At 63.8% G+C, this 22,399-nt stretch carries 23 protein-coding genes and 2 tRNA genes; 12 read left to right on the top strand and 13 right to left on the bottom strand.

Translation table 11 applies throughout. From position 1 onward, the window contains the following. Nucleotides 1-150: 150 nt before the first annotated feature. Nucleotides 151-226, bottom strand: a tRNA-Gly gene (locus E8E95_RS00305). A 5-nt stretch (nt 227-231) separates the two neighbouring features. Next, nucleotides 232-307 (bottom strand) — tRNA-Glu (locus E8E95_RS00310). A gap of 230 nt (nt 308-537) precedes the next feature. On the opposite strand from E8E95_RS00310, the gene E8E95_RS00315 reads away from it, so the two are divergent. Together E8E95_RS00315 and E8E95_RS00320 are read left to right on the top strand one after the other, a co-directional pair. Beyond that, entirely contained in the window at nt 538-1,308 is a 771-nt protein-coding gene (locus E8E95_RS00315; protein ID WP_280347201.1) for a hypothetical protein, read from the top strand. A 23-nt stretch (nt 1,309-1,331) separates the two neighbouring features. Continuing rightward, nucleotides 1,332-1,994 (top strand): glutathione S-transferase family protein, encoded by a 663-nt coding sequence (locus E8E95_RS00320; RefSeq protein WP_280347202.1) that lies wholly within the window; start codon nt 1,332-1,334, stop codon nt 1,992-1,994. Nucleotides 1,995-2,060: 66 nt separating this feature from the next. Here the strand turns inward: E8E95_RS00320 and E8E95_RS00325 are convergent, their stop codons facing one another. After that, complete coding sequence (locus tag E8E95_RS00325) at nt 2,061-2,543, bottom strand: GAF domain-containing protein (RefSeq protein ID WP_280347204.1); 483 nt, start codon at nt 2,541-2,543, stop codon at nt 2,061-2,063. Beyond that, nucleotides 2,540-3,430: an ATP-binding protein gene (locus tag E8E95_RS00330; protein ID WP_280347205.1), complete on the bottom strand. Its 891-nt coding sequence runs from the start codon at nt 3,428-3,430 to the stop codon at nt 2,540-2,542. Before E8E95_RS00330 ends, E8E95_RS00325 begins: the two co-directional genes overlap by 4 nt. 98 nt (nt 3,431-3,528) lie before the next feature. Between E8E95_RS00330 and E8E95_RS00335 the strand changes: the two genes are divergently transcribed. After that, nucleotides 3,529-5,856: a response regulator gene (locus E8E95_RS00335; protein WP_280347207.1), complete on the top strand. Its 2,328-nt coding sequence runs from the start codon at nt 3,529-3,531 to the stop codon at nt 5,854-5,856. Here the strand turns inward: E8E95_RS00335 and E8E95_RS00340 are convergent. The 3 genes from E8E95_RS00340 to msrB form a co-directional block, all read right to left on the bottom strand. After that, complete coding sequence (locus E8E95_RS00340) at nt 5,837-6,304, bottom strand: MarR family transcriptional regulator (protein ID WP_280347209.1); 468 nt, start codon at nt 6,302-6,304, stop codon at nt 5,837-5,839. The genes E8E95_RS00335 and E8E95_RS00340 overlap by 20 nt on opposite strands. Continuing rightward, complete coding sequence (locus E8E95_RS00345) at nt 6,301-6,786, bottom strand: glutathione peroxidase (protein ID WP_280347211.1); 486 nt, start codon at nt 6,784-6,786, stop codon at nt 6,301-6,303. The genes E8E95_RS00340 and E8E95_RS00345 overlap by 4 nt, the downstream gene beginning before the upstream one ends. Before the next feature lie 116 nt (nt 6,787-6,902). Then, entirely contained in the window at nt 6,903-7,295 is a 393-nt protein-coding gene (gene msrB, locus E8E95_RS00350; RefSeq protein ID WP_280347213.1) for a peptide-methionine (R)-S-oxide reductase MsrB, read from the bottom strand. Nucleotides 7,296-7,467: 172 nt separating this feature from the next. Here msrB and E8E95_RS00355 point away from each other — a divergent pair, with 172 nt between their 5' ends. From E8E95_RS00355 to htpX, 3 genes are all read left to right on the top strand, one after another. Further along, on the top strand, nt 7,468-8,679 hold the full coding sequence (locus tag E8E95_RS00355) for a pyridoxal phosphate-dependent aminotransferase (RefSeq protein ID WP_280347215.1): 1,212 nt from the start codon (nt 7,468-7,470) through the stop codon (nt 8,677-8,679). 6 nt (nt 8,680-8,685) lie between these two features. Further along, nucleotides 8,686-9,138, top strand: coding sequence for a hypothetical protein (locus tag E8E95_RS00360; RefSeq protein WP_280347217.1), 453 nt, complete (start codon nt 8,686-8,688; stop codon nt 9,136-9,138). Nucleotides 9,139-9,226: 88 nt separating this feature from the next. Next, nucleotides 9,227-10,099: a protease HtpX gene (gene htpX, locus E8E95_RS00365; protein WP_077523071.1), complete on the top strand. Its 873-nt coding sequence runs from the start codon at nt 9,227-9,229 to the stop codon at nt 10,097-10,099. A 99-nt stretch (nt 10,100-10,198) separates the two neighbouring features. Here the strand turns inward: htpX and E8E95_RS00370 are convergent, their stop codons facing one another. Further along, entirely contained in the window at nt 10,199-10,855 is a 657-nt protein-coding gene (locus tag E8E95_RS00370; RefSeq protein ID WP_280347220.1) for a thiopurine S-methyltransferase, read from the bottom strand. Between the two features lie 99 nt (nt 10,856-10,954). On the opposite strand from E8E95_RS00370, the gene E8E95_RS00375 reads away from it, so the two are divergent. After that, entirely contained in the window at nt 10,955-11,722 is a 768-nt protein-coding gene (locus tag E8E95_RS00375) for a class III extradiol ring-cleavage dioxygenase (protein WP_280347222.1), read from the top strand. A gap of 196 nt (nt 11,723-11,918) precedes the next feature. Here E8E95_RS00375 and E8E95_RS00380 read toward each other — a convergent pair whose 3' ends face one another. After that, the gene (locus E8E95_RS00380; protein WP_280347224.1) at nt 11,919-13,604 is read right to left on the bottom strand and encodes a DEAD/DEAH box helicase; all 1,686 of its coding nucleotides are present in this window, start codon (nt 13,602-13,604) and stop codon (nt 11,919-11,921) included. A gap of 371 nt (nt 13,605-13,975) precedes the next feature. On the opposite strand from E8E95_RS00380, the gene E8E95_RS00385 reads away from it, so the two are divergent. Further along, the gene (locus E8E95_RS00385; RefSeq protein ID WP_280347227.1) at nt 13,976-14,767 is read left to right on the top strand and encodes a crotonase/enoyl-CoA hydratase family protein; all 792 of its coding nucleotides are present in this window, start codon (nt 13,976-13,978) and stop codon (nt 14,765-14,767) included. 133 nt (nt 14,768-14,900) lie between these two features. Here the strand turns inward: E8E95_RS00385 and E8E95_RS00390 are convergent, their stop codons facing one another. Beyond that, nucleotides 14,901-15,647 carry a spermidine synthase gene (locus E8E95_RS00390; RefSeq protein ID WP_280347229.1) on the bottom strand — a complete coding sequence of 249 codons (747 nt, stop codon included), beginning with the start codon at nt 15,645-15,647 and terminating at the stop codon, nt 14,901-14,903. A gap of 166 nt (nt 15,648-15,813) precedes the next feature. Between E8E95_RS00390 and E8E95_RS00395 the strand changes: the two genes are divergently transcribed. The 4 genes from E8E95_RS00395 (at nt 15,814) to E8E95_RS00410 (ending at nt 20,081) form a co-directional block, all read left to right on the top strand. Further along, the gene (locus E8E95_RS00395; RefSeq protein WP_280347230.1) at nt 15,814-17,148 is read left to right on the top strand and encodes an NAD(P)-binding domain-containing protein; all 1,335 of its coding nucleotides are present in this window, start codon (nt 15,814-15,816) and stop codon (nt 17,146-17,148) included. A gap of 14 nt (nt 17,149-17,162) precedes the next feature. Further along, entirely contained in the window at nt 17,163-17,945 is a 783-nt protein-coding gene (locus tag E8E95_RS00400; RefSeq protein WP_280347231.1) for an SDR family NAD(P)-dependent oxidoreductase, read from the top strand. Further along, the gene (locus E8E95_RS00405; RefSeq protein WP_280347233.1) at nt 17,945-18,667 is read left to right on the top strand and encodes a sulfite exporter TauE/SafE family protein; all 723 of its coding nucleotides are present in this window, start codon (nt 17,945-17,947) and stop codon (nt 18,665-18,667) included. The genes E8E95_RS00400 and E8E95_RS00405 overlap by 1 nt, the downstream gene beginning before the upstream one ends. Nucleotides 18,668-18,731: 64 nt before the next feature. Next, nucleotides 18,732-20,081, top strand: a complete 1,350-nt coding sequence (locus tag E8E95_RS00410; protein WP_280347235.1) for a 3-deoxy-7-phosphoheptulonate synthase class II — start codon at nt 18,732-18,734, stop codon at nt 20,079-20,081. Between the two features lie 190 nt (nt 20,082-20,271). Here the strand turns inward: E8E95_RS00410 and E8E95_RS00415 are convergent, their stop codons facing one another. The 3 genes from E8E95_RS00415 to E8E95_RS00425 form a co-directional block, all read right to left on the bottom strand. Beyond that, a complete protein-coding gene (locus E8E95_RS00415) occupies nt 20,272-21,480 on the bottom strand; it encodes a winged helix-turn-helix domain-containing protein (protein ID WP_280347237.1) in 1,209 nt (402 codons plus the stop codon). A 40-nt stretch (nt 21,481-21,520) separates the two neighbouring features. Then, nucleotides 21,521-22,021: a DUF3291 domain-containing protein gene (locus tag E8E95_RS00420; RefSeq protein ID WP_280347239.1), complete on the bottom strand. Its 501-nt coding sequence runs from the start codon at nt 22,019-22,021 to the stop codon at nt 21,521-21,523. A 70-nt stretch (nt 22,022-22,091) separates the two neighbouring features. Beyond that, nucleotides 22,092-22,325, bottom strand: coding sequence for a DUF1127 domain-containing protein (locus E8E95_RS00425; RefSeq protein ID WP_280347241.1), 234 nt, complete (start codon nt 22,323-22,325; stop codon nt 22,092-22,094). Nucleotides 22,326-22,399 lie beyond the last annotated feature (74 nt).

Below are 22,399 nucleotides of genomic sequence, written 5' to 3' on the forward strand. Positions count from 1 at the left end.
AGACTCGAACTCGCGACCCCGACCTTGGCAAGGTCGTGCTCTACCAACTGAGCTATTCCCGCATGCAACTTTTACAGCCTGCACCTGTTGGTGCATCCCTCTACCCTTATCGGGCTTGGGCAAGCAAGGCCTTGGCCCTGCTTTTGAATCTGGAGCGGGAAACGAGACTCGAACTCGCGACCCCGACCTTGGCAAGGTCGTGCTCTACCAACTGAGCTATTCCCGCAAATATGGCGTCCCCTAGGGGACTCGAACCCCTGTTACCGCCGTGAAAGGGCGGTGTCCTAGGCCACTAGACGAAGGGGACGCGGCCCGGAACTTACAACAGCTTTGACGCCTTCTTCCGGCTTCTCTGCGCTGCTTAGGCATCGCGTCGAAGTGGCGCGCATTCTAGGGAGGCCATGAACACCCGTCAACCCCTTATCAAAAACTTTTTAAAATCAAAGACTTCTGCTCAAAATTTGATCCACCTCTATGAGCGCCTGGGGCAAGTCTCTACACTCAGCCGCACCTAATAAAAGCCTCGGAGCACAACAGATGTCGCCACTTGTGATCACCCTGTTGATCGTTGTCGGTATCGTCATCCTTATTGTCATTGGCTACGTGAATCACATCGTGGAGAACAGCAAGCTGGAGAAGGCCCGTCTCAAAGCCGACCTCAGTGACCGTATCCGCCGTTGCGCCGACCTTTCCGAAACCCTTCCCGGCCAGATGGTCTCCCCAGACCTCAAGCTGCTGCTGACCCGTCTGCAATTACAGCTCAGCGAACGCCTGCTGCAGGTCGACAAGAGCTACAACGCCCTGAAGTCACGAATCGAGCAGCTGCGTGCACTGGTAGGACAGGGCGAATCCATCCCGGTGAACAATCCGCCGCAAAAAATCCTCACCGAAGCCAAGGCCAAGGAAATCCGCTTCCAGCTGGAAAGCCTCCACGGCCAGATCACCCGCGCGGCCCAGGATGGCCAACTGCCTGCCAATGAAGCAAAAACCCGGGTCAGGGATATCCGCGACATGCTCGTGCAGTTGCACGTGGAGTTCTTCACCAACCTCGGCCTCCAGGCCCTGCAGGAGAACCAGCCGCGCCAGGCCCGTCTCGCCTTCGAGCGTGGTGTCCAATACCTGCAGAAGCAGCCAGACCCGGTCCGCTACCAGAATCACCTGCAACAGATGAAGGCTCAGCTTGCGCGGGCGAACGCCCTGGTACTGGAGAATGCGCAACCCAGCACCGACGAACCGAGCGAGCTCACCGAAGGTCTGAAGTCACTGGATGACGAAGACACCTGGAAGAAGAAGAACATCTACGACTGATCCGCTCAGACGAGGACTACCCGATGAGCCTGACCCTTTACGGCGCCCCGCTCTCCCCCTTCGTGCGCAAGGTTCGCCTCTACCTGCAGGAAAAAGGCCTGGATTACCAGTTGGAGGTAGTCTCGCCATTCAGCCAGCCGAGCTGGTTTCGCGAGCTGAGCCCGTTGGGCCGGATTCCCGCCCTGCGCGACGGCGACACCACCCTGGCCGACTCCAGCGTGATATGCCAGTACCTGGAAGAGAAGCATCCCGAGCTTTCGCCTCTTTATGGCCGTGATGCCGGCGAACGCGCCCGAGTGCGCTGGCTGGAAAAGTACTCCGACTATGAACTGGCGCCGCTGGCCACCTTCGGCGTGTTCCGCAATCGCACCCTGAAGCCGTCGATGGGCCAAACCTGCGACGAAGCCACGGTGCAAACCGCCCTCGTCGACAAGCTACCGCCCCACTTCGACTACCTGGAAAGAACCCTGGGGAACGCCGAGTACCTGGTTGGCGAACACCTGACCATGGCGGACCTCGCCTTCGTTACCCAACTGATCAACATGGAACACGGTGGCGAACGCCTCGATGCCGACCGCTGGCCGCGTCTGGCCGCGCACTACGAGCGTCTTGTCGCGCGGGACTCGGTACAAGCGGTATTGCCAGGCGAACATAAAATCCTCGCCAAGCTGGCCGGCCGCGTCTGATCTCCCAGCCCGACGAGACGAAACAAAAAAGCCCGGACAAGTCCGGGCTTTTTCTTTGCCGCGTGATCAGCAATCGGTCAGGCGCAGGAAAATCGCTGCCAGTTGCTCGATACCGGCCTGGTCTTCTTCCTTGAAGCGCGCCAGATTCGGACTGTCCAGATCGAGCACACCGATCAGGCGCCCCTCCTTGACCAGCGGAACCACCAGCTCGCTGTTGGATGCGCTGTCGCACGCGATGTGTCCGGGGAAGGCATGTACATCCTCGACTCGCTGGGTCTCCCGGGTACGTGCCGCCGCACCGCACACGCCCTTGCTGAAGGGAATGCGCACACAGGCGACCTTGCCCTGGAACGGGCCGAGCACCAGCTCCTCATTGCGATTGATATAGAAGCCCGCCCAGTTCAGGTCCGGAAGCTCATTGAAGAGGAATGCGGAAAACTGCGAGCTGTTGGCGATGAAATCACGCTCGTCAGCCAGCAGGGATTCCAGCTGTGCGGCCAGTAGCGCATAACCGGCAAGGCCGCTACCGGCCTGTTGCAGGTCGATCATTTGGAAGACTCCAGCAAAGCCAGCCCAACCCAGTGGCGGGCGAATTGATAGGCACACCGGCCGTTGCGATTGCCGCGTCCCAGGGCCCAGCGAATCGCCAGTTTTTCCAGCTCCTCGGTCCACTCCCAGTTCAGGCCCGCGGGTTCGGCCAGCACGCTGATCCAGTGACGGACGACGGCGAGGAAATGGTCCTGGGTGAAGGGGTAGAAGGACAGCCAGAGGCCGAAACGGTCGGACAGCGCAATCTTGTCTTCCACCGCCTCGTTGGGATGCAGCTCGCCATCGACCATCTGCCAGTGCTCGTTGTCGCTCTGCTTTTCCGGCACCAGGTGGCGGCGGTTGGAGGTGGCGTAGAGCAGCACGTTGTCCGGAGCGCGCTCCAGGGAACCATCCAGCACGCTCTTCAGCACGCGATAGTCGCCCTCGCCCGCCTCGAAGGACAAGTCGTCGCAGAACAGCACGAAGCGCTGCGACTGGCCGGCCAGTTGCTCAACCACGCGCGGCAGGTCCGCCAGGTGATCACGCTCGATCTCGATCAGGCGCAGGCCGGCACCGGCGTGCTCGGCCAGCAGCGCGCGAACCAGCGAGGACTTGCCGGTTCCACGGGCGCCCCACAGCAACGCGTGGTTGGCCGGCAGGCCATCGACGAACTGGCGGGTATTGCCGGCCAGTTGCTCGCGCTGCTTGTCGACGCCGATCAGGTCGGCAAGGGACAGATCCAGACTCACATCCAGCGGTTGCAGGTAGCCACTGCGACCATCGCGGTGCCAGCGTGCAGCCAGGCTCTTCTGCCAGTCGATCACCGGGCGAGGCACCGGCAACAGGGGTTCGAGGCGGGCCAGCACCGCATCGGCACGCTCGAGAATCTCAAACAGACGGGAATCCACGTTCAACTCCTAGTTCAGCCGCAGCCTTCAGGCGCTGCCGGCAGACCGGATAGGCTATGCTTGGCAAGCCCTCGGAACAAGGCCAAATCCCACGTCCCATGGATATTCCGCTGACACAACGGCTGTCGTTCAAGCAGGCCAGCCTGACGGTGCTGGTGGCGTTCATCCTCGGCACCGTTCTCAGCATCGTCCAGGTCGCCAGCGACTACTTCAACGAAAACGAGTCGATCGACCGGGAAATCAAGGCCCTGCTCGAGATCGCCCACAGCCCTGCCGCACGCATCGCCTACAACATCGACGCCGAACTGGCCCAGGAACTGGTGCTCGGCCTATTGCGTTCGCCGGCGGTGATTCGCGCCGAGATCGTCGACAACAATGGCGCGATGCTCGCCAGCGTGGGCCGTCCACGGGCGGAAAGCGATTTCCGCATCTTCAGCGACTACCTGTTCGGTGAGCGGCGCGAATTCGAAGACCCGCTCTATATCGTCCACGCACCCAACGAGACCCTGGGTGTGCTCCGCCTGGAAGTGGACACCTTCGCCTTCGGCAACCACTTCCTGCGCCGCGCCATGATCACCCTGCTGAGCGGCTTCGTGCGCAGCCTCCTGCTGTCGCTGATCCTCCTCGTGCTCTTCTACAGCATGCTGACCAAGCCCCTGGTGGAACTGATCCGTGGGCTCAGCGAGCGCGATACGCGCGCCTCGCCGGACGCCAAGCTGCCTTGCCCACCCAGTCACGAGCACGACGAGATCGGTGTGCTCGTCGGGGTCATCAACCGCCAGTTGGCCAGCCTGGCGACCGAGATGCAGCAGCGTCGCGATGCGGACCAGCGCCTCAACCAGTACCTGGCCGAACTGGAGGACATCGTTTCGGCACGCACAGCCGAACTGAAAGCCGCGAACAGCCGCCTCAGCCGCTACAACCAGGAACTGGAAGTGGCGCGCGGCACCGCACTGGAAATGGCCAAGGCCCGCGCCGCCTTCCTCGCCAACATGAGCCACGAGATCCGCACCCCGCTCAACGGCTTGCTGGGCATGCTCGACCTGGCCCTCGACGGCCCGCTGAACAACGAGCAGCGCCGCCAGCTGCAGATCGCCCATGACTCCGGCAGCGTGCTGGTGGAACTGCTCAACGACATCCTCGACCTGTCCAAGTTCGAAGCCGGCCAATTGGAGCTGGAGCAGATTCCCTTCGACCTGGGCACATTGCTGGAAGACACCGCCAACCTGCTGTCGCAGAACACCGCCCCCGGCGTGGAACTCACCTGCCTGATCGATCCGAAGCTGCCGTCACTGGTGGTCGGCGACCCCACGCGGGTCCGCCAGGTGATCAGCAACCTCCTGTCCAACGCCCTCAAGTTCACCCGCTTCGGCCGCGTCGACCTGCGTGCGGCACCCAGCCCCGGCGGCGTGCTGATCACCGTGCGCGACACGGGCATCGGCATCTCCGCCGAAGCGCTGCCCAAACTGTTCCAGCCATTCTCACAGGGCAACGCTGGCATTACCCGACAGTTCGGCGGCACTGGCCTCGGCCTGGCACTCACCCGCCACCTCTGCGAAGCCATGCAGGGGCAACTGGAGGTGAAATCACAGGAAGGCGTAGGCAGCCTGTTCAGCGCCGAATTGCCGCTGGTGGAACACAGCCCGGCTGAACCGCGCGCCCCCATGCAGGGCAAGGTCGTCGCGCTGTGCGGCGCGAAGAGCGGGCTGGCGGAACTGCTTGGAATCTGGCTGCCGATCTGGGGTCTGAAGCTCGAGCGACGGGACCGGGATGCCGATCTTGCCGACGTTCAGGCAGACCTGTTGATCAGCGACGACCCGGATTGCCTCGAACATGTGCGCCGTACCGCGCAGATTCCCATCCTGCTGGTAACCGGCTACGGCAGCTTCCTGCCACCCCCGCGCGCAGCAACGTTGACGCCGCTGCACCAACTGGCGCGCCCCTTGTCGCGGGCGGCGCTGCATCAGGCGCTGCAACGGGTCCTGCTGAAACTTCCGGAGGATGTCCCGGCCCCGGTCACGCAAGCAGCCGAACCGCAGCTGCGCCATGCGCGCGTCCTCCTGGTGGAAGACAATGCCGTCAATCAACTGGTGGCCAAGGGCATGCTGGCCAAGCTGGGCTGCGAGGTATTGCTGGCGGGCCACGGTGCCGAGGCCCTGAGTCGCCTGGAGCAGACGACCGTCGACCTGGTGCTGATGGACTGCAACATGCCGGTAATGGATGGCTACGAAGCCACCCGACGCATTCGCCAGAGCGGGCGCTGGCAGGACCTGCCGATCATCGCCCTGACCGCCAACGCCCTGCCGGACGAACGCGAGCGTTGTCGCGCCGCCGGCATGGACGACTACCTGGCCAAGCCCTTCCGCCGCGAAGAACTGGTGGCACTTCTCGACACCTGGCTGCCGGCTACCCAGGCAACCCCATGAGCTGACCCAGCAACTCGCCGAGGCGCGCGCGCAACTCGGCCATCTCGTTGAGATCCAGCCCACTGGAGCAGATCAGCTCGTCACGCAGGGGCATCACCCTTTCTCGCAAGGCAATGCCCTCCTCCGTCAACGCGAGGTGCACTTCACGCTCGTCATGGGCTGCGCGTCGGCGACGCACGAAGCCAAGCTGCTCCAGGCGCTTGAGCAACGGCGTGAGGGTGCCGGAATCCAGCAGCAGACGCTCGCCCAGTGCCTTGACCGTGGGCTGCTCGGGCGGACGTGCGTGCCACTCCCAGAGCACCAGCATCGCCAGGTACTGCGGGTAGGTCAGGCCAAGGGACTCCAGCAGCGGCCGGTATCCGCGGATCACCGCACGAGAAGCCGCGTAGAGCTTGAAGCACAGCTGGTTGTCCAGCAGCAGCTCGGGCTCGATGGATGGCGCGCTCATTTCAGCAGGGCTTCGATCTCGGTGCTGATCTCTTCCGGCTTGGTGGTCGGCGCGAAGCGCTTGATGAGCTGGCCATCCCGGCTGATCAGGAACTTGGTGAAGTTCCACTTGATGCCCTGGCTACCCAGCAGGCCGGGCGCACGCTTCTTCAGCTGCACGTAGAGCGGGTGGGCGTTGGCGCCGTTCACGTCGATCTTCTTGAACAGTGGGAAGCTGACGCCGAAGTTCAGTTCACAGAACTCACTGATGGCGCCTTCGTCACCCGGCTCCTGCTTGCCGAACTGGTTGCAGGGGAAGCCCAGCACCACCAGCCCCCTGTCCTTGTACTGCTGCCAGAGGCTTTCCAGGCCTTTGTATTGGGGGGTGAAGCCGCACTTGCTCGCGGTGTTGACCACCAGCAGCGCCTTGCCGGCGAAATCCGAGAGGGTCTTCTGCTCGCCATTGATGGTGGTAACGGGGATATCGAGAATCTTGTCGCTCATGGTCGGAACCTGTTCTGGAGGAAATCCAGAAGAAAATAGCTCCCAATTAAATTGCGTGCAATTTATTTTCACGATGAAAAGGCCCGCCTCGGGGCGAGCCTTGTCAATGGGACCCTTCAGCGTGGCTCGAGCTTCAGCGACACCGAATTGATGCAATAACGCATGCCCGTAGGTCGCGGACCGTCGGGGAAGAGGTGTCCCAGGTGGGAATCGCACCGGGCGCAACGCACTTCGACGCGGTGCATGCCGTGGCTGAAGTCCTCGAGTTCGGTGATTACGTCCTTGCTCACCGGCTGGAAGTAGCTCGGCCAGCCGCTGCCGGAGTCGTACTTGGCGTCGGAATCGAACAGCGCTTCGCCGCAACAGGAGCAGTGATAGATGCCCGGGGTCTTGGTGGCGTAGTACTCGCCGGTGAACGCACGCTCGGTGCCACCCAGGCGGCAGACGTGGAACTGGTTGTCGGAAAGCTCCTCGCGCCAGCTTTCCAGGGGTTTCTCAAGCTTGTCCATGACAGTCCTCGGCAGTGTTAAAAAAGCCCGGTCCCGACCTTTTCGGGCCAACGGGCCGCACGTATCATGCGCGATTCATCAGACGCCAGTCTGGCAGCGGCGTTACAGGCTGCCAAGGCGCATCGATCCCCGTCGCCTCGCGACTCTTTTCACCTCGGGACAGTTACGCATCATGCAGGTCAGCAAATCGAACAAGCTCGCCAACGTCTGCTACGACATTCGCGGACCGGTGCTCAAGCACGCCAAACGCCTGGAAGAGGAAGGCCATCGCATCCTCAAGCTGAACATCGGTAACCCGGCGCCGTTCGGTTTCGAAGCCCCGGAGGAAATCCTCCAGGACGTGATCCGCAACCTGCCCACCGCCCAAGGCTACAGCGACTCCAAGGGCCTGTTCAGCGCGCGCAAGGCCGTGATGCAGTACTACCAGCAGAAGCAGGTCGAAGGCATCGGCATCGAAGACATCTACCTCGGCAATGGCGTATCCGAGCTGATCGTGATGTGCATGCAGGCCCTGTTGAACAACGGTGACGAAGTTCTGATCCCGGCTCCCGACTACCCGCTCTGGACCGCCTCGGTGAGCCTCGCCGGTGGCAAGCCGGTGCATTACCTGTGCGACGAGCAGGCCAACTGGTGGCCGGACCTGGAAGACATCAAGGCCAAGATCACCCCGAACACCAAGGCCATGGTGATCATCAACCCGAACAACCCCACCGGCGCCGTGTACTCGAAGGAAGTCCTCGAAGGCATGGTGGAGCTGGCGCGCCAGCACAACCTGGTGGTCTTCTCCGACGAGATCTACGACAAGATCCTCTACGACGAAGCCGTGCACATCTCCACCGCCTCCCTGGCGCCGGACGTGCTCTGCCTGACCTTCAACGGCCTGTCCAAGTCGTACCGCGTGGCGGGCTTCCGCTCTGGCTGGGTGGCCATTTCCGGTCCCAAGCAGAAGGCCCAGAGCTACATCGAAGGCATCGACATCCTGGCCAACATGCGCCTGTGCGCCAACGTGCCCAGCCAGCATGCGATACAGACCGCACTCGGCGGCTACCAGAGCATCAACGACCTGGTCCTGCCCAACGGCCGCCTGCTGGAACAGCGCAACCGCGCCTGGGAACTGCTCAATGACATCCCCGGCGTCAGCTGCGTGAAGCCCATGGGCGCGCTCTACGCTTTCCCGAAGATCGACCCCAAGGTCTGCCCGATCCACAACGACGAGAAGTTCGTCCTCGACCTGCTGCTCTCCGAGAAGCTGCTGATCGTCCAGGGCACCGCCTTCAACTGGCCGAGGCCTGATCACTTCCGCGTGGTCACCCTGCCCCGTGTCGACGATCTCGAACAAGCGATCGGCCGTATCGGCGGCTTCCTCAAGTCGTACCGCCAGTAACGTCCCATGGACCTGCAGATCGACGACTTCTACAAGGATTGCGCTACGGGCCTGCTACAGCTGTATCAGGCCTTTCCGAGGCGTGTCGCGCTTTATGTGGAAGACCTGATCGGTCCGTCCGAGCCAGATGAATTCGGCCTGCCCAGCAAACGCCACGAAAGCTGCCTGGGCGCCCTCCTCTGGCTCGCGGACGAGGGGTATCTGCGCTTCGACAGCACCATCCATTTCGAAGCACTGGACCAGGCGGTGCTCACGGAGAAAGGCTTCCTTCGGCTTTCCCGCGCACTGCCCGACGCCCTGGACACCCCGGAAATCCTGCCCGCCAGCATCCTGCGGGTCCGCGCCAGCCTTGCGCAGCAATTGCGCGAGGCACTTCGCGGCGCCGACAGTGAACGACTGGTTCGCCTGACTCGACTAATCTTCGAAAGCAGCGCAAGCGTGTCAGGCGACATAGTTTGAAATAGTCCCCGGTTGAATACGCCTGGGCCGCCCCTTATATACCCCCGCATACCAAACCGCTTTCCGCCGTGAGGAGATTGTTCCAATCATGATGCGCATTCTGTTGTTCCTGGCCACAAACCTTGCAGTCCTGGTGATTGCCAGCATCACGCTGAAACTGCTGGGCGTAGACCGCTTCACCGGCCAGAACTACGGCAGCCTGCTGGTCTTCTGCGCCGTGTTCGGCTTCGCCGGTTCGCTGGTTTCGCTGTTCATCTCCAAGTGGATGGCGAAGATGAGCACCGGCACCGAAATCATCACTCAGCCGCGCACCCGCCATGAACAATGGCTGCTGCAGACCGTCGAGCAACTGTCCCGCGAAGCCGGTATCAAGATGCCGGAAGTCGGCATCTTCCCCGCGTACGAAGCGAACGCTTTCGCCACCGGCTGGAACAAGAACGACGCACTGGTGGCCGTGAGCCAGGGCCTGCTGGAGCGCTTCTCCCCTGACGAAGTGAAAGCCGTGCTGGCCCACGAGATCGGCCACGTCGCCAACGGCGACATGGTCACGCTGGCACTGATCCAGGGCGTGGTGAACACCTTCGTGATGTTCTTCGCACGCATCTTCGGCAACTTCGTCGACAAGGTGATCCTGAAGAACGAAGAAGGTCCGGGCATCGGCTACTTCATCGCCACCATCTTCGCCGAACTGGTCCTGGGCATCCTCGCCAGCATCATCGTCATGTGGTTCTCGCGCCGTCGCGAGTTCAAGGCTGACGAAGCAGGCGCCCACCTGGCCGGCACCAACGCCATGATCGGCGCCCTGCAACGCCTGCGCGCCGAGCAAGGCGTACCGGTACAGATGCCCGACAGCCTGACTGCCTTCGGCATCAACGGTGGCCTGAAGCACGGCCTCGCCGGCCTGCTGATGAGCCACCCGCCGCTGGAAGACCGCATCGAGGCCCTGCGCCGCCGCGGCTGAAACGAATCACACTGACTTGGGCGGCCAATTGGCCGCCCTTTTTTTGCCTACTCCGATCGTAGGTTGTGGCTGAGCTACGCGAAGCCCAACATTTCGCGGCTATCGACGACTCAACCGAAACACCGGCTCATGCAGGCTATCCAGCCCGCGAGAGGCGAACTTCCAGTTCTTCTCCAGCACGTCGTTGCGCTCCAGCAGCTCGATTTCCCAGCCTGCCTCCAGCTGACGGCGCACTTCGGATTCGGGCACCGAGAACGGCGGGCCATCCAGGCGCGCCTGCTCGTACTCCAATGTCACCATCAGCCCATCACAATGCACGGGCAGGATGCGTTGCAAATGCGCCACATACTCATCACGCATGGCAGGCGGCAATGCGATCAAGGCCGCACGATCGTAGAGCGCGTGACACCCGGCGACATCCGCTGCGGTGACGGCGAAGAAGTCGCCCTGAAGAATCTCGATAGCACCCGCGCTGTAGCGACGCAGGGCGCCCTGCTGCGACACCTCGGGGTTCAGTCCCTGCTCCGCGAAGAAATCCTCCACTGCACGCTCGGCCAGCTCAACGCCCAGCACCCTGTAGCCCTGCCCGGCCAGCCACACCAGATCCAGTGTCTTGCCACAAAGTGGCACCAGCACCTGACAACCCCGCGCCAGCCCAAGCTTCGGCCAGTAGCGTTCGAGATAGGGATTGACCTCACGCAGGTGGAAGCCGATCTGATTCTCCGCCCAGCGTGCTTGCCAGAACTGCTCGTCCATGACGCCTCCATCAATTCGATCAAATAGCTCAAATATTTATGCTGGATATCGATATATCCAGCCCGGATGATGCCGGCATCCTACCGGAGGAATTCTGAAATGCTACCCAGCCTCTACATCTCCCATGGCTCGCCCATGCTCGCCCTGGAGCCCGGCGAAAGCGGTCCGGCACTCAGGGCCCTGGCCGCTGCGCTGCCACGCCCCAGCGCGATCCTGGTGGTCTCCGCCCACTGGGAGAGCGACCAGTTGCTGCTGAGCGGCGCTGCCCATCCGGAAACCTGGCACGACTTCTACGGCTTTCCAGCGCCGCTCTACGCCGTGCAATATCCCGCACCCGGAGCGCCTGAGCTGGCGGAAGAAATCGCCGGTTTGCTGACCGAAGCCGGACTTCCGGCCAGCATCGACACACAACGCCCCTTCGACCACGGCACCTGGGTACCTCTTTCACTGATGTACCCGAACGCCGATATCCCGGTGGTCCAGCTGTCCCTGCCGAGTCGCCTCGGCCCCACCTTCCAGACGCGCGTTGGGCGCGCGCTGGCGGGCCTGCGCCAACGCGGAGTCCTGCTGATGGGCTCCGGCAGTATCACCCACAACCTGGGCGAACTGGACTGGCGTGCCGGGCCGGAGGTGGTCACGCCCTGGGCCAAGGCGTTTCGCGACTGGATGGTGGAGCGCCTGGAAGAAGACGACGAGGCCGCACTGCATGCCTACCGCACGGAGGCACCCCATGCCGTGCGCAATCACCCACGGGACGAGCACTTGCTGCCGCTCTACTTCGCCCGTGGCGCCGGCGAGCGCTTCGGCCTGGTGCACAGCGGCTTCACCCTGGGGGCGCTAGGGATGGATATCTATCGGTTCGATTGAAGCCGTGAGGCTTCGTCCTTCTGTGGGGGCGAATTCATTCGCTTTGCAGACCACAGGTCTGCCCTTTGGCCTCGCCGGGGGCTGCTTCGCAACCCTTAGCGAATGAATTCGCCCCCACAAGGTCAGCCATTCACTCGCCCACCGGACACAAAAAAGCCCCGCTAGTGCGGGGCTTTTCTGTTTACAGCGGTGCTTATCAGTCTTCGCGGTAGCGACGCAGCTTCAGCTGCTTGCCGGCGACGCGGGTGTCCTTCAGCTTGCCCAGCAGGCGGTCGAGGCCTTCTTCCGGCAGCTCGATCAGGCTGAAGGTTTCGCGGATCTGGATGCGACCGATGGCGTCACGGGCAATGCCGCCCTCGTTGAGGATGGCACCCAACAGGTTCTTCGCGGCGATGCCGTCGCGAGTACCCAGGGCGGTACGGCAACGCACGCGGCCTTCGGCCAGCGGCATCGGCGCACGGCGCTCGCGGTATTCGCCACGCTCACCACGTTCAGCACGCTCGCCACCTTCACGCTCACGACGCTCACGCGGCTGCGAGCTCGGCACCAGCGGTTGCTCGCGCTCAACGTCGGCGAGGTTCAGCGCCTGGCCATTGGTGGCCTTGCGCAGCAGCGCCGAGGCCAGGGCACGCGGGCTGCAGCCGATGTCGGCGATCAGACGATCAAGCAGCTCGCCGTGGCTGGTTTCAGCATCGGCAACCAGCGGAGTGAGGCTGGTGGTGAGCTTCTTGATGCGCGCATCCAGAACCTGTTGCGCGTTGGGCAGGCGCACTTCGGCGACTTTCTGGCCGGTCACACGCTCGATCACCTGCAGCATGCGGCGTTCGCGCGGGGTCACCAGCAGCAGCGCACGGCCATCACGGCCGGCACGACCGGTACGGCCGATACGGTGCACGTAGGATTCCGGGTCGTAAGGCATGTCCACGTTGAACACGTGGGTGATGCGCGGCACGTCGATACCACGAGCGGCAACGTCGGTGGCGACCACGATGTCCAGACGGCCATCCTTCAGCGACTCGATCACACGCTCACGCTGGTTCTGGGCGATGTCGCCGTTCAGCGCGGCGGCCTTGTAGCCCTTGGCTTCCAGGGCGCTGGCCAGATCCAGGGTGGCCTGCTTGGTGCGCACGAAGGCGATCAGCGCGTCGAATTCCTCGACTTCCAGCAGACGCAGGACAGCCGGGGTCTTCTGGTCGGCGTGGACCATCAGGTGAGCCTGCTCGATGCGGGCTACGGTCTGGGTCTTGGCGGCGATCTTGACGTGTTGCGGGTTCTTCAGGTGACGCTCGGCGATCGAACGGATCGACGGCGGCAGGGTGGCGGAGAAGAGCACGCTCTGACGGCTTTCCGGGAGGGCTTCGAAGATCACTTCGAGGTCGTCCATGAAGCCGAGCTTGAGCATTTCGTCCGCTTCGTCCAGCACCAGTTGCTGCACGGTGGCGAGCATCTTGTCATCGCGACGCAGGTGGTCGCACAGACGGCCGGGGGTCGCCACGATCACCTGGGCGCCCTGGCGCAGGGCCTTGAGCTGCGGACCCATGGGCGCGCCGCCGTATACGGCGACCACGTTCAGGCCGGGCATCTGCTTGGCGTAGGTTTCGAAAGCGGTAGCAACTTGCAGTGCGAGCTCGCGGGTCGGTGCCAGGATCAGCGCCTGCGGCTCTCGTTTGGCCGGATCGATGCGCGACAGGATCGGCAGCGCGAAGGCTGCAGTCTTGCCGGTACCAGTCTGGGCCTGGCCAATCATGTCGTGACCGGCAAGGATTACCGGAATCGACTGGGCCTGGATGGGGGACGGCTCTTCATAGCCGACCGCAGCGATTGCGGCCAGTACATTGGGATGAATGCCGAGCGCGGCGAAAGTGCCGATTTCCTGGGTCATGGGTCTGCCTCATGTGCATCCGCAAAGACCCTTTGTTCCATAGCTGCACATGCCGTGAAGGACCTTGTGGGTCGCCCTGGCAGCCTGGTAGAGAATTTGCGTGATCGCTTTATTGGGAATGGATGAAACGTCAAGGGTAGCCCGCAGCGCGGACTTGCAGCCGAAGGCAAAGTGCCTCGGGAAAAAACGCAGTACTTGAACGGAGCCGTCGATTGGCCGGCGCGCATCATACAGGATATATCTTGCTCGCGTGCAGATTTTTCTACACCCGCATTACCTCTCCGCCAGACGGTTTAGGCCAATGGACAAGCCTTCCGTGCGGGTCTATATCCCACCTGCCCTCCCGCTATTCCCACAAAGGAACGCCATCCATGTCCACCAGTTCCGTCGGCCGCGTCAGTCGTGAAAAGCGCGGCCACATCATGCTGATCGGCCTTGACCGCACACCCAAGCGCAATGCCTTCGACCAGGCGATGCTGGATGATCTGGTTCTGGCGCTGGGCGAGTACGAACGGGACGACGATGCTCGCTGCGCGCTGGTCTTCGCCCATGGCGAGCATTTCACCGCCGGGCTGGACCTGGCCAATGTCGGCGACGCCTTCCGCCAAGGCTGGACAGTGCCCGCCGGCGCCGTCGACCCCTGGGGCACCTTCGGCGGCCCGCGCCTGAGCAAACCCCTGATAGTCGCCGTGCAGGGCTACTGCTACACCATCGGCATCGAACTGATGTTGGCGGCCGATATCAACCTCTGCGCCAGCAACACCCGCTTTGCCCAGATGGAAGTCCAGCGCGGCATTTTCCCCTTCGCCGGCGCCACACTGCGGCTGCACCAGATCGCCGGTTGGGGCAATGCGATGCGCTGGCTGCTCACCGGAGACGAATTCGACGCCCACGAAGCCTATCGCCTGGGACTGGTCCAGGAAGTACTCGCCAGCGAAGATTTGCTGCCCCGTGCCATCTGGCTGGCCGAGCGCGTGGCGGCCCAGGCCCCACTCGGCGTCCGCGCCACCCTGGCATCGGCGCACCAGACCCTGGATGACGGCGAGAAGGTAGCGGCCGCCGCACTGCAGGCCACCGCACAGCAGCTGCTGACCACCGAAGATGCCAAGGAAGGCCTGCGCGCGATGCTGGAAAAGCGCGAAGGGAAATTCAGAGGGAAGTAGCCAACACCGAGCTCATCCTGCAGCGATCAACCCCCGCACGGCCTTACTTGTAGGAGCGAGCTTGCTCGCGAACAACCCAGGCACGATCCTTCGCGAGCAAGCTCGCTCCTACCAAATCCATCCACGCAGGCACTCAAGTCGCCGGCCGCACCACATCCAGCAGCGATTGCAGCGAATACCCGAGACTCGGCGCCAGGGCCTCGGCCTTCGCCTGAAGCGCCTCGCGATCCAGCACCTGGTCCAGGTCGGCCGGAACGAAGAGCACCACGTTGCCCTCCTTCACCGGGCATTCCCAGTAATGGTGATGGAAAAGCCCGCGCAGCAAGGCGGCGCCCAGTGGCTTGCCGTCTTCCGCCGCCCACTGGTTGATCACCAGCCAGCCGCCGGGGCTGAGGCGTTTCTGGCAGGCGCCGAGGAAATTCCACGCCAGGTGACCAACGCCCGGACCGTGGTCGGTATAGAGATCGACGAAGATCAGGTCCGCCGGCTCGGCGCTGTCCAGCAGTTCCAGGGCGTCACCAATGCGCACGTAGAGGCGGGGATCGTCGGTCAAGCCGAGATACTCCATGGCCAGCCTTGGCACATCGGGGCGCAGCTCGATCACTTCCACATCTTCCAGTGGCAGGAACTTCAGGCAGGCCTGGGTCAGCGTCCCGGCCCCGAGACCGAGGAACAACGCATTCTCCGGCTCCGCATGGCACAGCGCGCCCAGCAGCATGGCGCGGGTGTAGTCGTACTCGAGCCAGGCCGGATCAGCCGTGAAGACGCAGCTCTGCTCCACCGCCTCGCCGAATTCGAGGATGCGATAAGGACCCACTTCGTAGACGCGGATCACGCCGAATTCATCATGCACTTCCGCGAGCAGGCGCTCCTCGGACATCAAGTCATCACTCCTTCAAGGCCGGCGCTGACATTTCGCACCAACCCGGCGCAACACCGGCGCCTATTGCCATTGAAGCCGGAGCCCGTGCTCCCGGCATAATCCGAACCGCGCGCCCCAGGGGCGAAAACCGCACAAGAATAACAGCGCAGAGGTCGAACCCAGCATGTACGCAATCATCGGCGCGGGCCCAATGGGTCTGTGCAGCGCCCGCCAGTTACAGAAACACGGCATTCCCTTCATCGGCTTCGAGCTGAACGGCGATGTCGGCGGCCTCTGGGACATCGACAACCCCCACAGCACCATGTACGACTCGGCGCACCTGATCTCCTCCAAGCGCACCACCGAGTTCACCGAATTTCCGATGGATGCCGAGGTAGCCCCCTACCCGCACCACAGCGAAATGCGCCGTTACTTCCGGGATTACGCGAAACACTTCGACCTCTACAGGCACTTCCGCTTCAACACCCGCGTGCTGCACCTGGAACGTCAGGAGAAGGGCTGGAAGCTGGTCAGCGAAACGGACGGCCAGCGCCGCGAAGACCATTTCGACGGCATTCTGATCGCCAACGGCACCTTGCACACGCCGAACCGCCCCGCCCTGCCTGGCCAGTTCGACGGTGAAGTGCTGCATTCGGCGGACTACCGCTCGCCGGCCCTGTTCGACGGCAAGCGCGTGCTGCTGGTGGGCTGCGGCAACTCCGCCTGCGACATCGCGGTCGATGCCGTGCACCGCGCAGCCTCGGTCGACCTGTCGGTCCGCCGTGGTTACTACTTCCTGCCCAAGTTCATCCTTGGCCGTCCGACCGATACGTTCGGCGGCGCCGTGAAACTTCCCCGCCGGCTCAAACAACTGGTCGACGGGCTGCTGGTCCGCGCGCTGGTGGGCAAGCCTTCACAGTACGGCCTGCCCGACCCCGATTACCGGCTGTACGAATCCCATCCGGTGATGAACTCCCTGGTGCTCCACCACCTGGGTCATGGCGACATCAAGGCGCGCCCGGACATCGCCCGCATCGAGGGTCGCAGCGTGACCTTCAGCGACGGCCGCCAGGCCGAGTACGACCTGATCCTGCAAGCCACCGGCTACAAGCTGGACTACCCGTTCATCGAGCGCTCCGAGCTGAACTGGCCCGAACGTGCCGGCGCGCCGCAGCTCTACCTGAACATCTTCCATCCCGAGTACGACGACCTGTTCATGATGGGCATGGTGGAGGCGTCCGGCCTGGGCTGGCAGGGCCGTGCGGAGCAGGCCGAACTGGTGGCCCTGTACATTCGCCAGTTGCAGGCGGGCAGCCCGGCGGCCCGCTCCTTCCAACAGCTCAAGCGCGAGCGCGCCGCACTGCGCCTGGACGGTGGCTACCAGTACCTGGAACTCGAGCGCATGGCCTACTACGTCCACAAGGACAGCTACCGCGCCGCCATCGCCCAACACAGCGCGGAATTGCGCAAGGACCTGGCCACCCACAGCCAGCCCATGGCCGCCCATAACCTGGCCTGACGCGGAGGCGCACCATGAGAGTCGTCCTGATCACCGGCGCCGCCAGCGGCCTCGGCTGGGAACTGGCGCGTGCCTGTCACACCGCTGGCGACGCATTGCTGCTGACGGACGTCGATGCCGCCGGCCTGGCGGCGCGAGTCGCAGAGCTGGGTGAAGAGCGCGTCGCAGGCGTAGCCGGCGACATCACCGACAGCGACGTCCACGCACAACTTATCGAGGTCTGCCGCGCGCGCTTCGGCCGCCTTGACCTGCTCATCAACAATGCCGGCATCACCCACCGCTCCCCGACCATCCACACCGCGCCGCAAGTATTGCGCCGGGTGATGGCAGTGGATTACCACGCGCCGCTGGAACTGACCCTGGTCGCCCTGCCATTGCTGCGCGCCAGTCGGGGCCAGGTGATTGCCATCGGCTCGATGGCCGGCTGGATGCCCGTGCTCGGCCGCGCCGGCTACTGCGCGGCCAAAAGCGCCCTGACCCAGGCGTTCGAAGTGCTGCGCGCGGAAATCGCCCGCGACGGCGTGGGCCTGCTGATGGTCTATCCCAGCTTTCTCGACACCCCCATCGAGCGCAACGCACTCGGGGGCGATGGCCGCCCCGCGCAACACGCGCGCTCGACGGTGGGCAAGGTACGCGGTGCCGACTGGATGGCGAGGGAGATACTCAAGAGCGCGAGCACCCGCCAGCAGCGACTGTTCCCCGACCGCGGGAGCTGGCTCGCCAGCCTGCTGTGGCGGCTGGCGCCGGCCCTTTATTACCGACAGATGAGTCAGCGCTTCGCCGGAGAGCTGGGCTGATGGAATTCGCCTGGCTGGTCCTGGGCGGTTTCATCCTGCTTGCCTACACCCTGGAAGCCATCACCGGCTTCGGCAGCACCATCGTCGCCCTGTCGCTGGGTGCCCTGCTGCTGCCGATCCACGACCTGCTGCCGGTACTGGTACCGCTGAATATCCTCATGAGCGGTTTTCTCGCCTGGCGCCATCGCCGTCTGGTGCAATGGCGCCTGCTGCTGGTGACCGTACTGCCGGGGATGTGCGTCGGGACACTGGTCGGCTATGGCCTGCGACCCTGGCTGGACGAAGGTGCGATGAAACTGGGCTTCGGCGTGCTGATCCTCTGGTTCGCCCTGCGCGGGCTTCTCCAGGGCGCGCCCCTGGGCCGCACGCCGGCCTGGATGACACGCCTGCAAACCGGTGCGGCCGGCATCAGCCACGGCCTGTTCGCCTCTGGCGGACCGCTGCTGGTGCATGCCCTGGCTGCCACCGCGCTGGACAAGGCAAGACTGCGCGCCACCTTGCTCTGCGTCTGGTTCGGACTCAACAGCCTGCTGACCCTGGCTTTCTTCATCGACGGCAGCCTGGCGCCGGCGCTGCCTCGGGTCGCCGTCTATGCGCCGTTGCTGGTGCTCGGTGTGCTGGCCGGGGAACACCTGCACAAGCGCCTGGCAGAAGCGCATTTCCGAACCGCCATCCACCTGCTCCTTTGCCTCTGCGGCGTGCTCCTATGCTGGCGCGCCTAGCGCCGCTTCCGGGCCTTTCGGTTACCATGGCGCATCTACCGCAAGCAGCCGTATCGAGACCCTGATGAGCAGCCAAGAATGGAGTCCTGAAAGCTGGAGGGAAAAACCCATCCAGCAGCAGCCCGAGTACCCGGACGCCGCGAAACTGGCGCATGTCGAGCAGGCCCTGGCGAGCTACCCGCCGCTGGTGTTCGCTGGCGAGGCGCGTGAATTGCGCCGCCAGTTCGCCGAAGTGACCGAGGGACGTGCCTTCCTGCTACAGGGCGGCGACTGCGCTGAAAGCTTCGCGGAGTTCTCCGCCGCGAAGATCCGCGACACCTTCAAGGTGCTGCTGCAGATGGCCATCGTCATGACCTTCGCCGCCGGTTGCCCGGTGGTGAAAGTCGGCCGCATGGCCGGTCAGTTCGCCAAGCCGCGCTCTTCCGGCAACGAGACGCAAGGCGACGTCACCCTGCCGGCCTACCGTGGCGACATCGTCAACGGCATCGGCTTCGACGCCGCCAGCCGCGTGCCGGACCCGGAGCGCCTGCTGCAGGCCTACCACCAGGCCACCGCCAGCCTCAACCTGCTGCGTGCCTTCGCCCAGGGCGGCTTCGCCGACGTGCACCAGGTGCATCAGTGGAACCTCGATTTCATCGCCAACTCGGCGCTGACCGAGAAGTACAGCCAACTGGCCGACCGCATCGACGAAACCCTGGCCTTCATGCGCGCCTGCGGCCTGGACAGCGCGCCGCAATTGCGTGAAGCGAGCTTCTTCACCGCCCATGAAGCGCTGCTGCTGAACTACGAGCAGGCCTTCGTCCGTCGCGACAGCCTCACCGGCAACTGGTACGACTGCTCCGCGCACATGCTCTGGATCGGTGACCGCACCCGTCAGCCTGAAGGTGCCCATGTGGAGTTCCTGCGCGGTGTCGGCAACCCCATCGGGGTCAAGGTCGGACCGAGCATGGACAGCGACGACCTGATCCGCCTGATCGACATCCTCAACCCGGAAAACGACCCCGGCCGCCTCAACCTGATCGTGCGCATGGGCGCCGAAAAGGTCGGCGATCACTTGCCACGGCTGATCCGCACCGTCGAAGGTGAGGGCCGCAAGGTGCTGTGGAGTTCGGACCCCATGCACGGCAACACGATCAAGGCCTCCAGCGGCTACAAGACCCGCGACTTCGCCGCCATCCTCGGCGAGGTGAAGCAGTTCTTCGAGGTTCACCGCGCCGAGGGCACCTATGCCGGTGGCATCCACATCGAAATGACCGGACAGAACGTCACCGAATGCATCGGCGGCGCCCGCCCGATCACCGAAGACGGCCTCTCCGACCGCTACCACACCCATTGCGACCCGCGCCTGAACGCCGACCAGTCCCTGGAACTGGCCTTCCTGATCGCCGAGACGCTGAAGCAGATTCGGCGCTGACGGGCGCGGCGCTCTTGTGGGAGCGATTTCAATCGCGATGGTGTCCGAAGGCTCGCCAGGAACTCTCTGGGCCGGTGCTTTTCCTGTGGGGGCGAATTCATTCGCCAAGGGCTGCAACGCAGCCCCCTTCGACCTCGCAAGGCAAACCTGCGGTTCGTTTGGCGAATGAATTCGCCCCTACAAGTACGCGTCAATTCCCCAGGCACGCCTGCAACCGCACAGTCCCCGGCCGCCGGCAGGTAACCGCCACCTCGTCCAATCCCAGCCACACCGCCATGCCCTGCAGGTTGTCCGCCAGGGCCTGCATGCCGGCTTCGCTGAGGCCGTGTTCCTCTTCATGCAACGCGTGCACCGCCAGGCGGCCCTGGGCGCGTTCGGCACGCAGGTCGACGCGAGCAGCCAGGCGTTCGTCGTGCAGGAACGGCAGCACGTAGTAGCCGAACTGGCGCTTGTGCTGGGGCGTGTAGATTTCCAGCCGGTAGCGGAAGTCGAACAGGCGCTCGGTGCGCGCCCGCTCCCAGATCAACGAGTCGAAGGGCGACAACAGTGCGCTGGCCTTGACCTTGCGCGGCACCTTGGGATCACCCAGGCAATAGGCGGGCTGTTTCCAGCCATCGACCTGCGCCGGTTGCAGCGCACCCTCCTCCACCAGTTCGGCCAGCCGAGCCTGGCTGTCGCTGGTTTCCAGGCGGTAGTAATCCCGCAGGTCCCGCTCGGTGGCCACCCCCAGCGCCTGAGCCGCGCGCAGTAGCAATTGTCGCTGGGCATCGGCCTCGGACATTTCGGGCTGCTTGAGGATGTCGGCGGGAATCACCCGCTCCGGCAAGTCGTAGAGACGCTCGAACCCCCGGCGCCCGGCGACGGTCACCTCGCCGGCAGCGAACAGCCATTCCATCGCGTGTTTCTCCGCGCTCCAGTCCCACCAGGGTCCGGCGCGCTCTTCGCGGGTGCTCAGCGCTCCAGCGCCCAACGCGCCCTGCTCACGTACCGACTGTAGGACGCGCTGGATTACCTCCTGCTGCTCGAATCCGAATTTCGCCAGTTGCTGGTAGATGCCCTGGCCATTGGCCGCCCGGCGCATGCGCCAGCGCATCAGCGGATAGAGGTCCAGCGGCAACAGCGACGCTTCGTGGCCCCAGTACTCGAACAACGCCCGGCGCCGGGGCTTGCCCCAGGCCAGGTCGTCCAGCAGTTCGCGGTCGTAGTGGCCCAGACGGGAAAAGGCCGGCAGATAGTGGGAGCGCACCAGGGCGTTCACCGAGTCGATCTGCACCACCCCCAGCGCGTCCAGCTGCGCCAGCAATTGCCGATGGCGGATCGCGCCGCGTGGCGCACGGGCGAAGCCCTGGGCCGCCAGTGCCAGGCGACGGGCTTCGGGAAGGGACAGACTCAACGTCATGGGGCTTCATGCCAACAGGGAATGACGCTTCACACTAGCATCAGCCCGCCTGGCTTTCGCGTTCCAGTTCAGCGGGAATGAACGGCACGGACTGGTCGGGCGCGAGGAAGGTCTGGCGGAAGGTGAAGGCCTCCGGCGTGGGGCCGGATTCACGCAACCGGGCCAGACGCGCCGCTGCCTCCTGGACATCGGGACGATGCCCCTTGGGAATCCACCAGAGCACCTGGTGCATGGCGGAGACTCGATCGAACCATTCCTTGCGTCGCTTCAGCATCTCGACATGGGCCGAGCGGTAGACGAAATCAGTGAGGCTGCCCACATCGCGCCAGACCGACAGGTTGACCAGGATTTCCGGGCCGAAAGGACGCAGGGCAGTGGCATCGCCCTCCTCGTCCTGAAGCCGCCAGACATAGCCGGGCGACCGCTCGGCAAGGGCATTGACCGGTGCGAGGTTGGCCACGAAATCGGCCATCTCGGGAGAATCCAGGGGCGCCTTCATCAGGGCGATATTCAGTTGGGCAAGCTCGTATGTATTCGACATGGGTTCCTTTCCCTTTCATCAAATGTGGGGCCCGCCCTTCGCTTCACCGTTGGCGGGCCGCATCCAGGCGTCACTTCTTCAGGGGGTCTTCCCAGAAATGGCGCTCGCTTTCTTCCATTACATCAGCCCGGGACAAACCGATGTCCTTGAGCATCGCATCGCTCATCCGCGACAACTGCTCGCGCTCGTGAGCCAGCTGTTCCCAGCGCCTTACCATGTGCCAGGCAGCGGCGAGCCAGCTTTCCCGATGAGGCTCGTACCCAGCGTGATGTGAAGTACCGATAAAGCCGTGTTGACCTTTCATCTTGGTGTCCTCCCAGTGGGGATGGCGCCAGTTTCCAACCAGGACTAAGATCAATCCAACGAATGTTTCTGATG

The sequence above is a fragment of the Pseudomonas sp. BN414 genome (assembly GCF_029871275.1).
In the GTDB taxonomy this organism is placed as follows: Bacteria; Pseudomonadota; Gammaproteobacteria; order Pseudomonadales; family Pseudomonadaceae; genus Metapseudomonas; species Metapseudomonas resinovorans_C.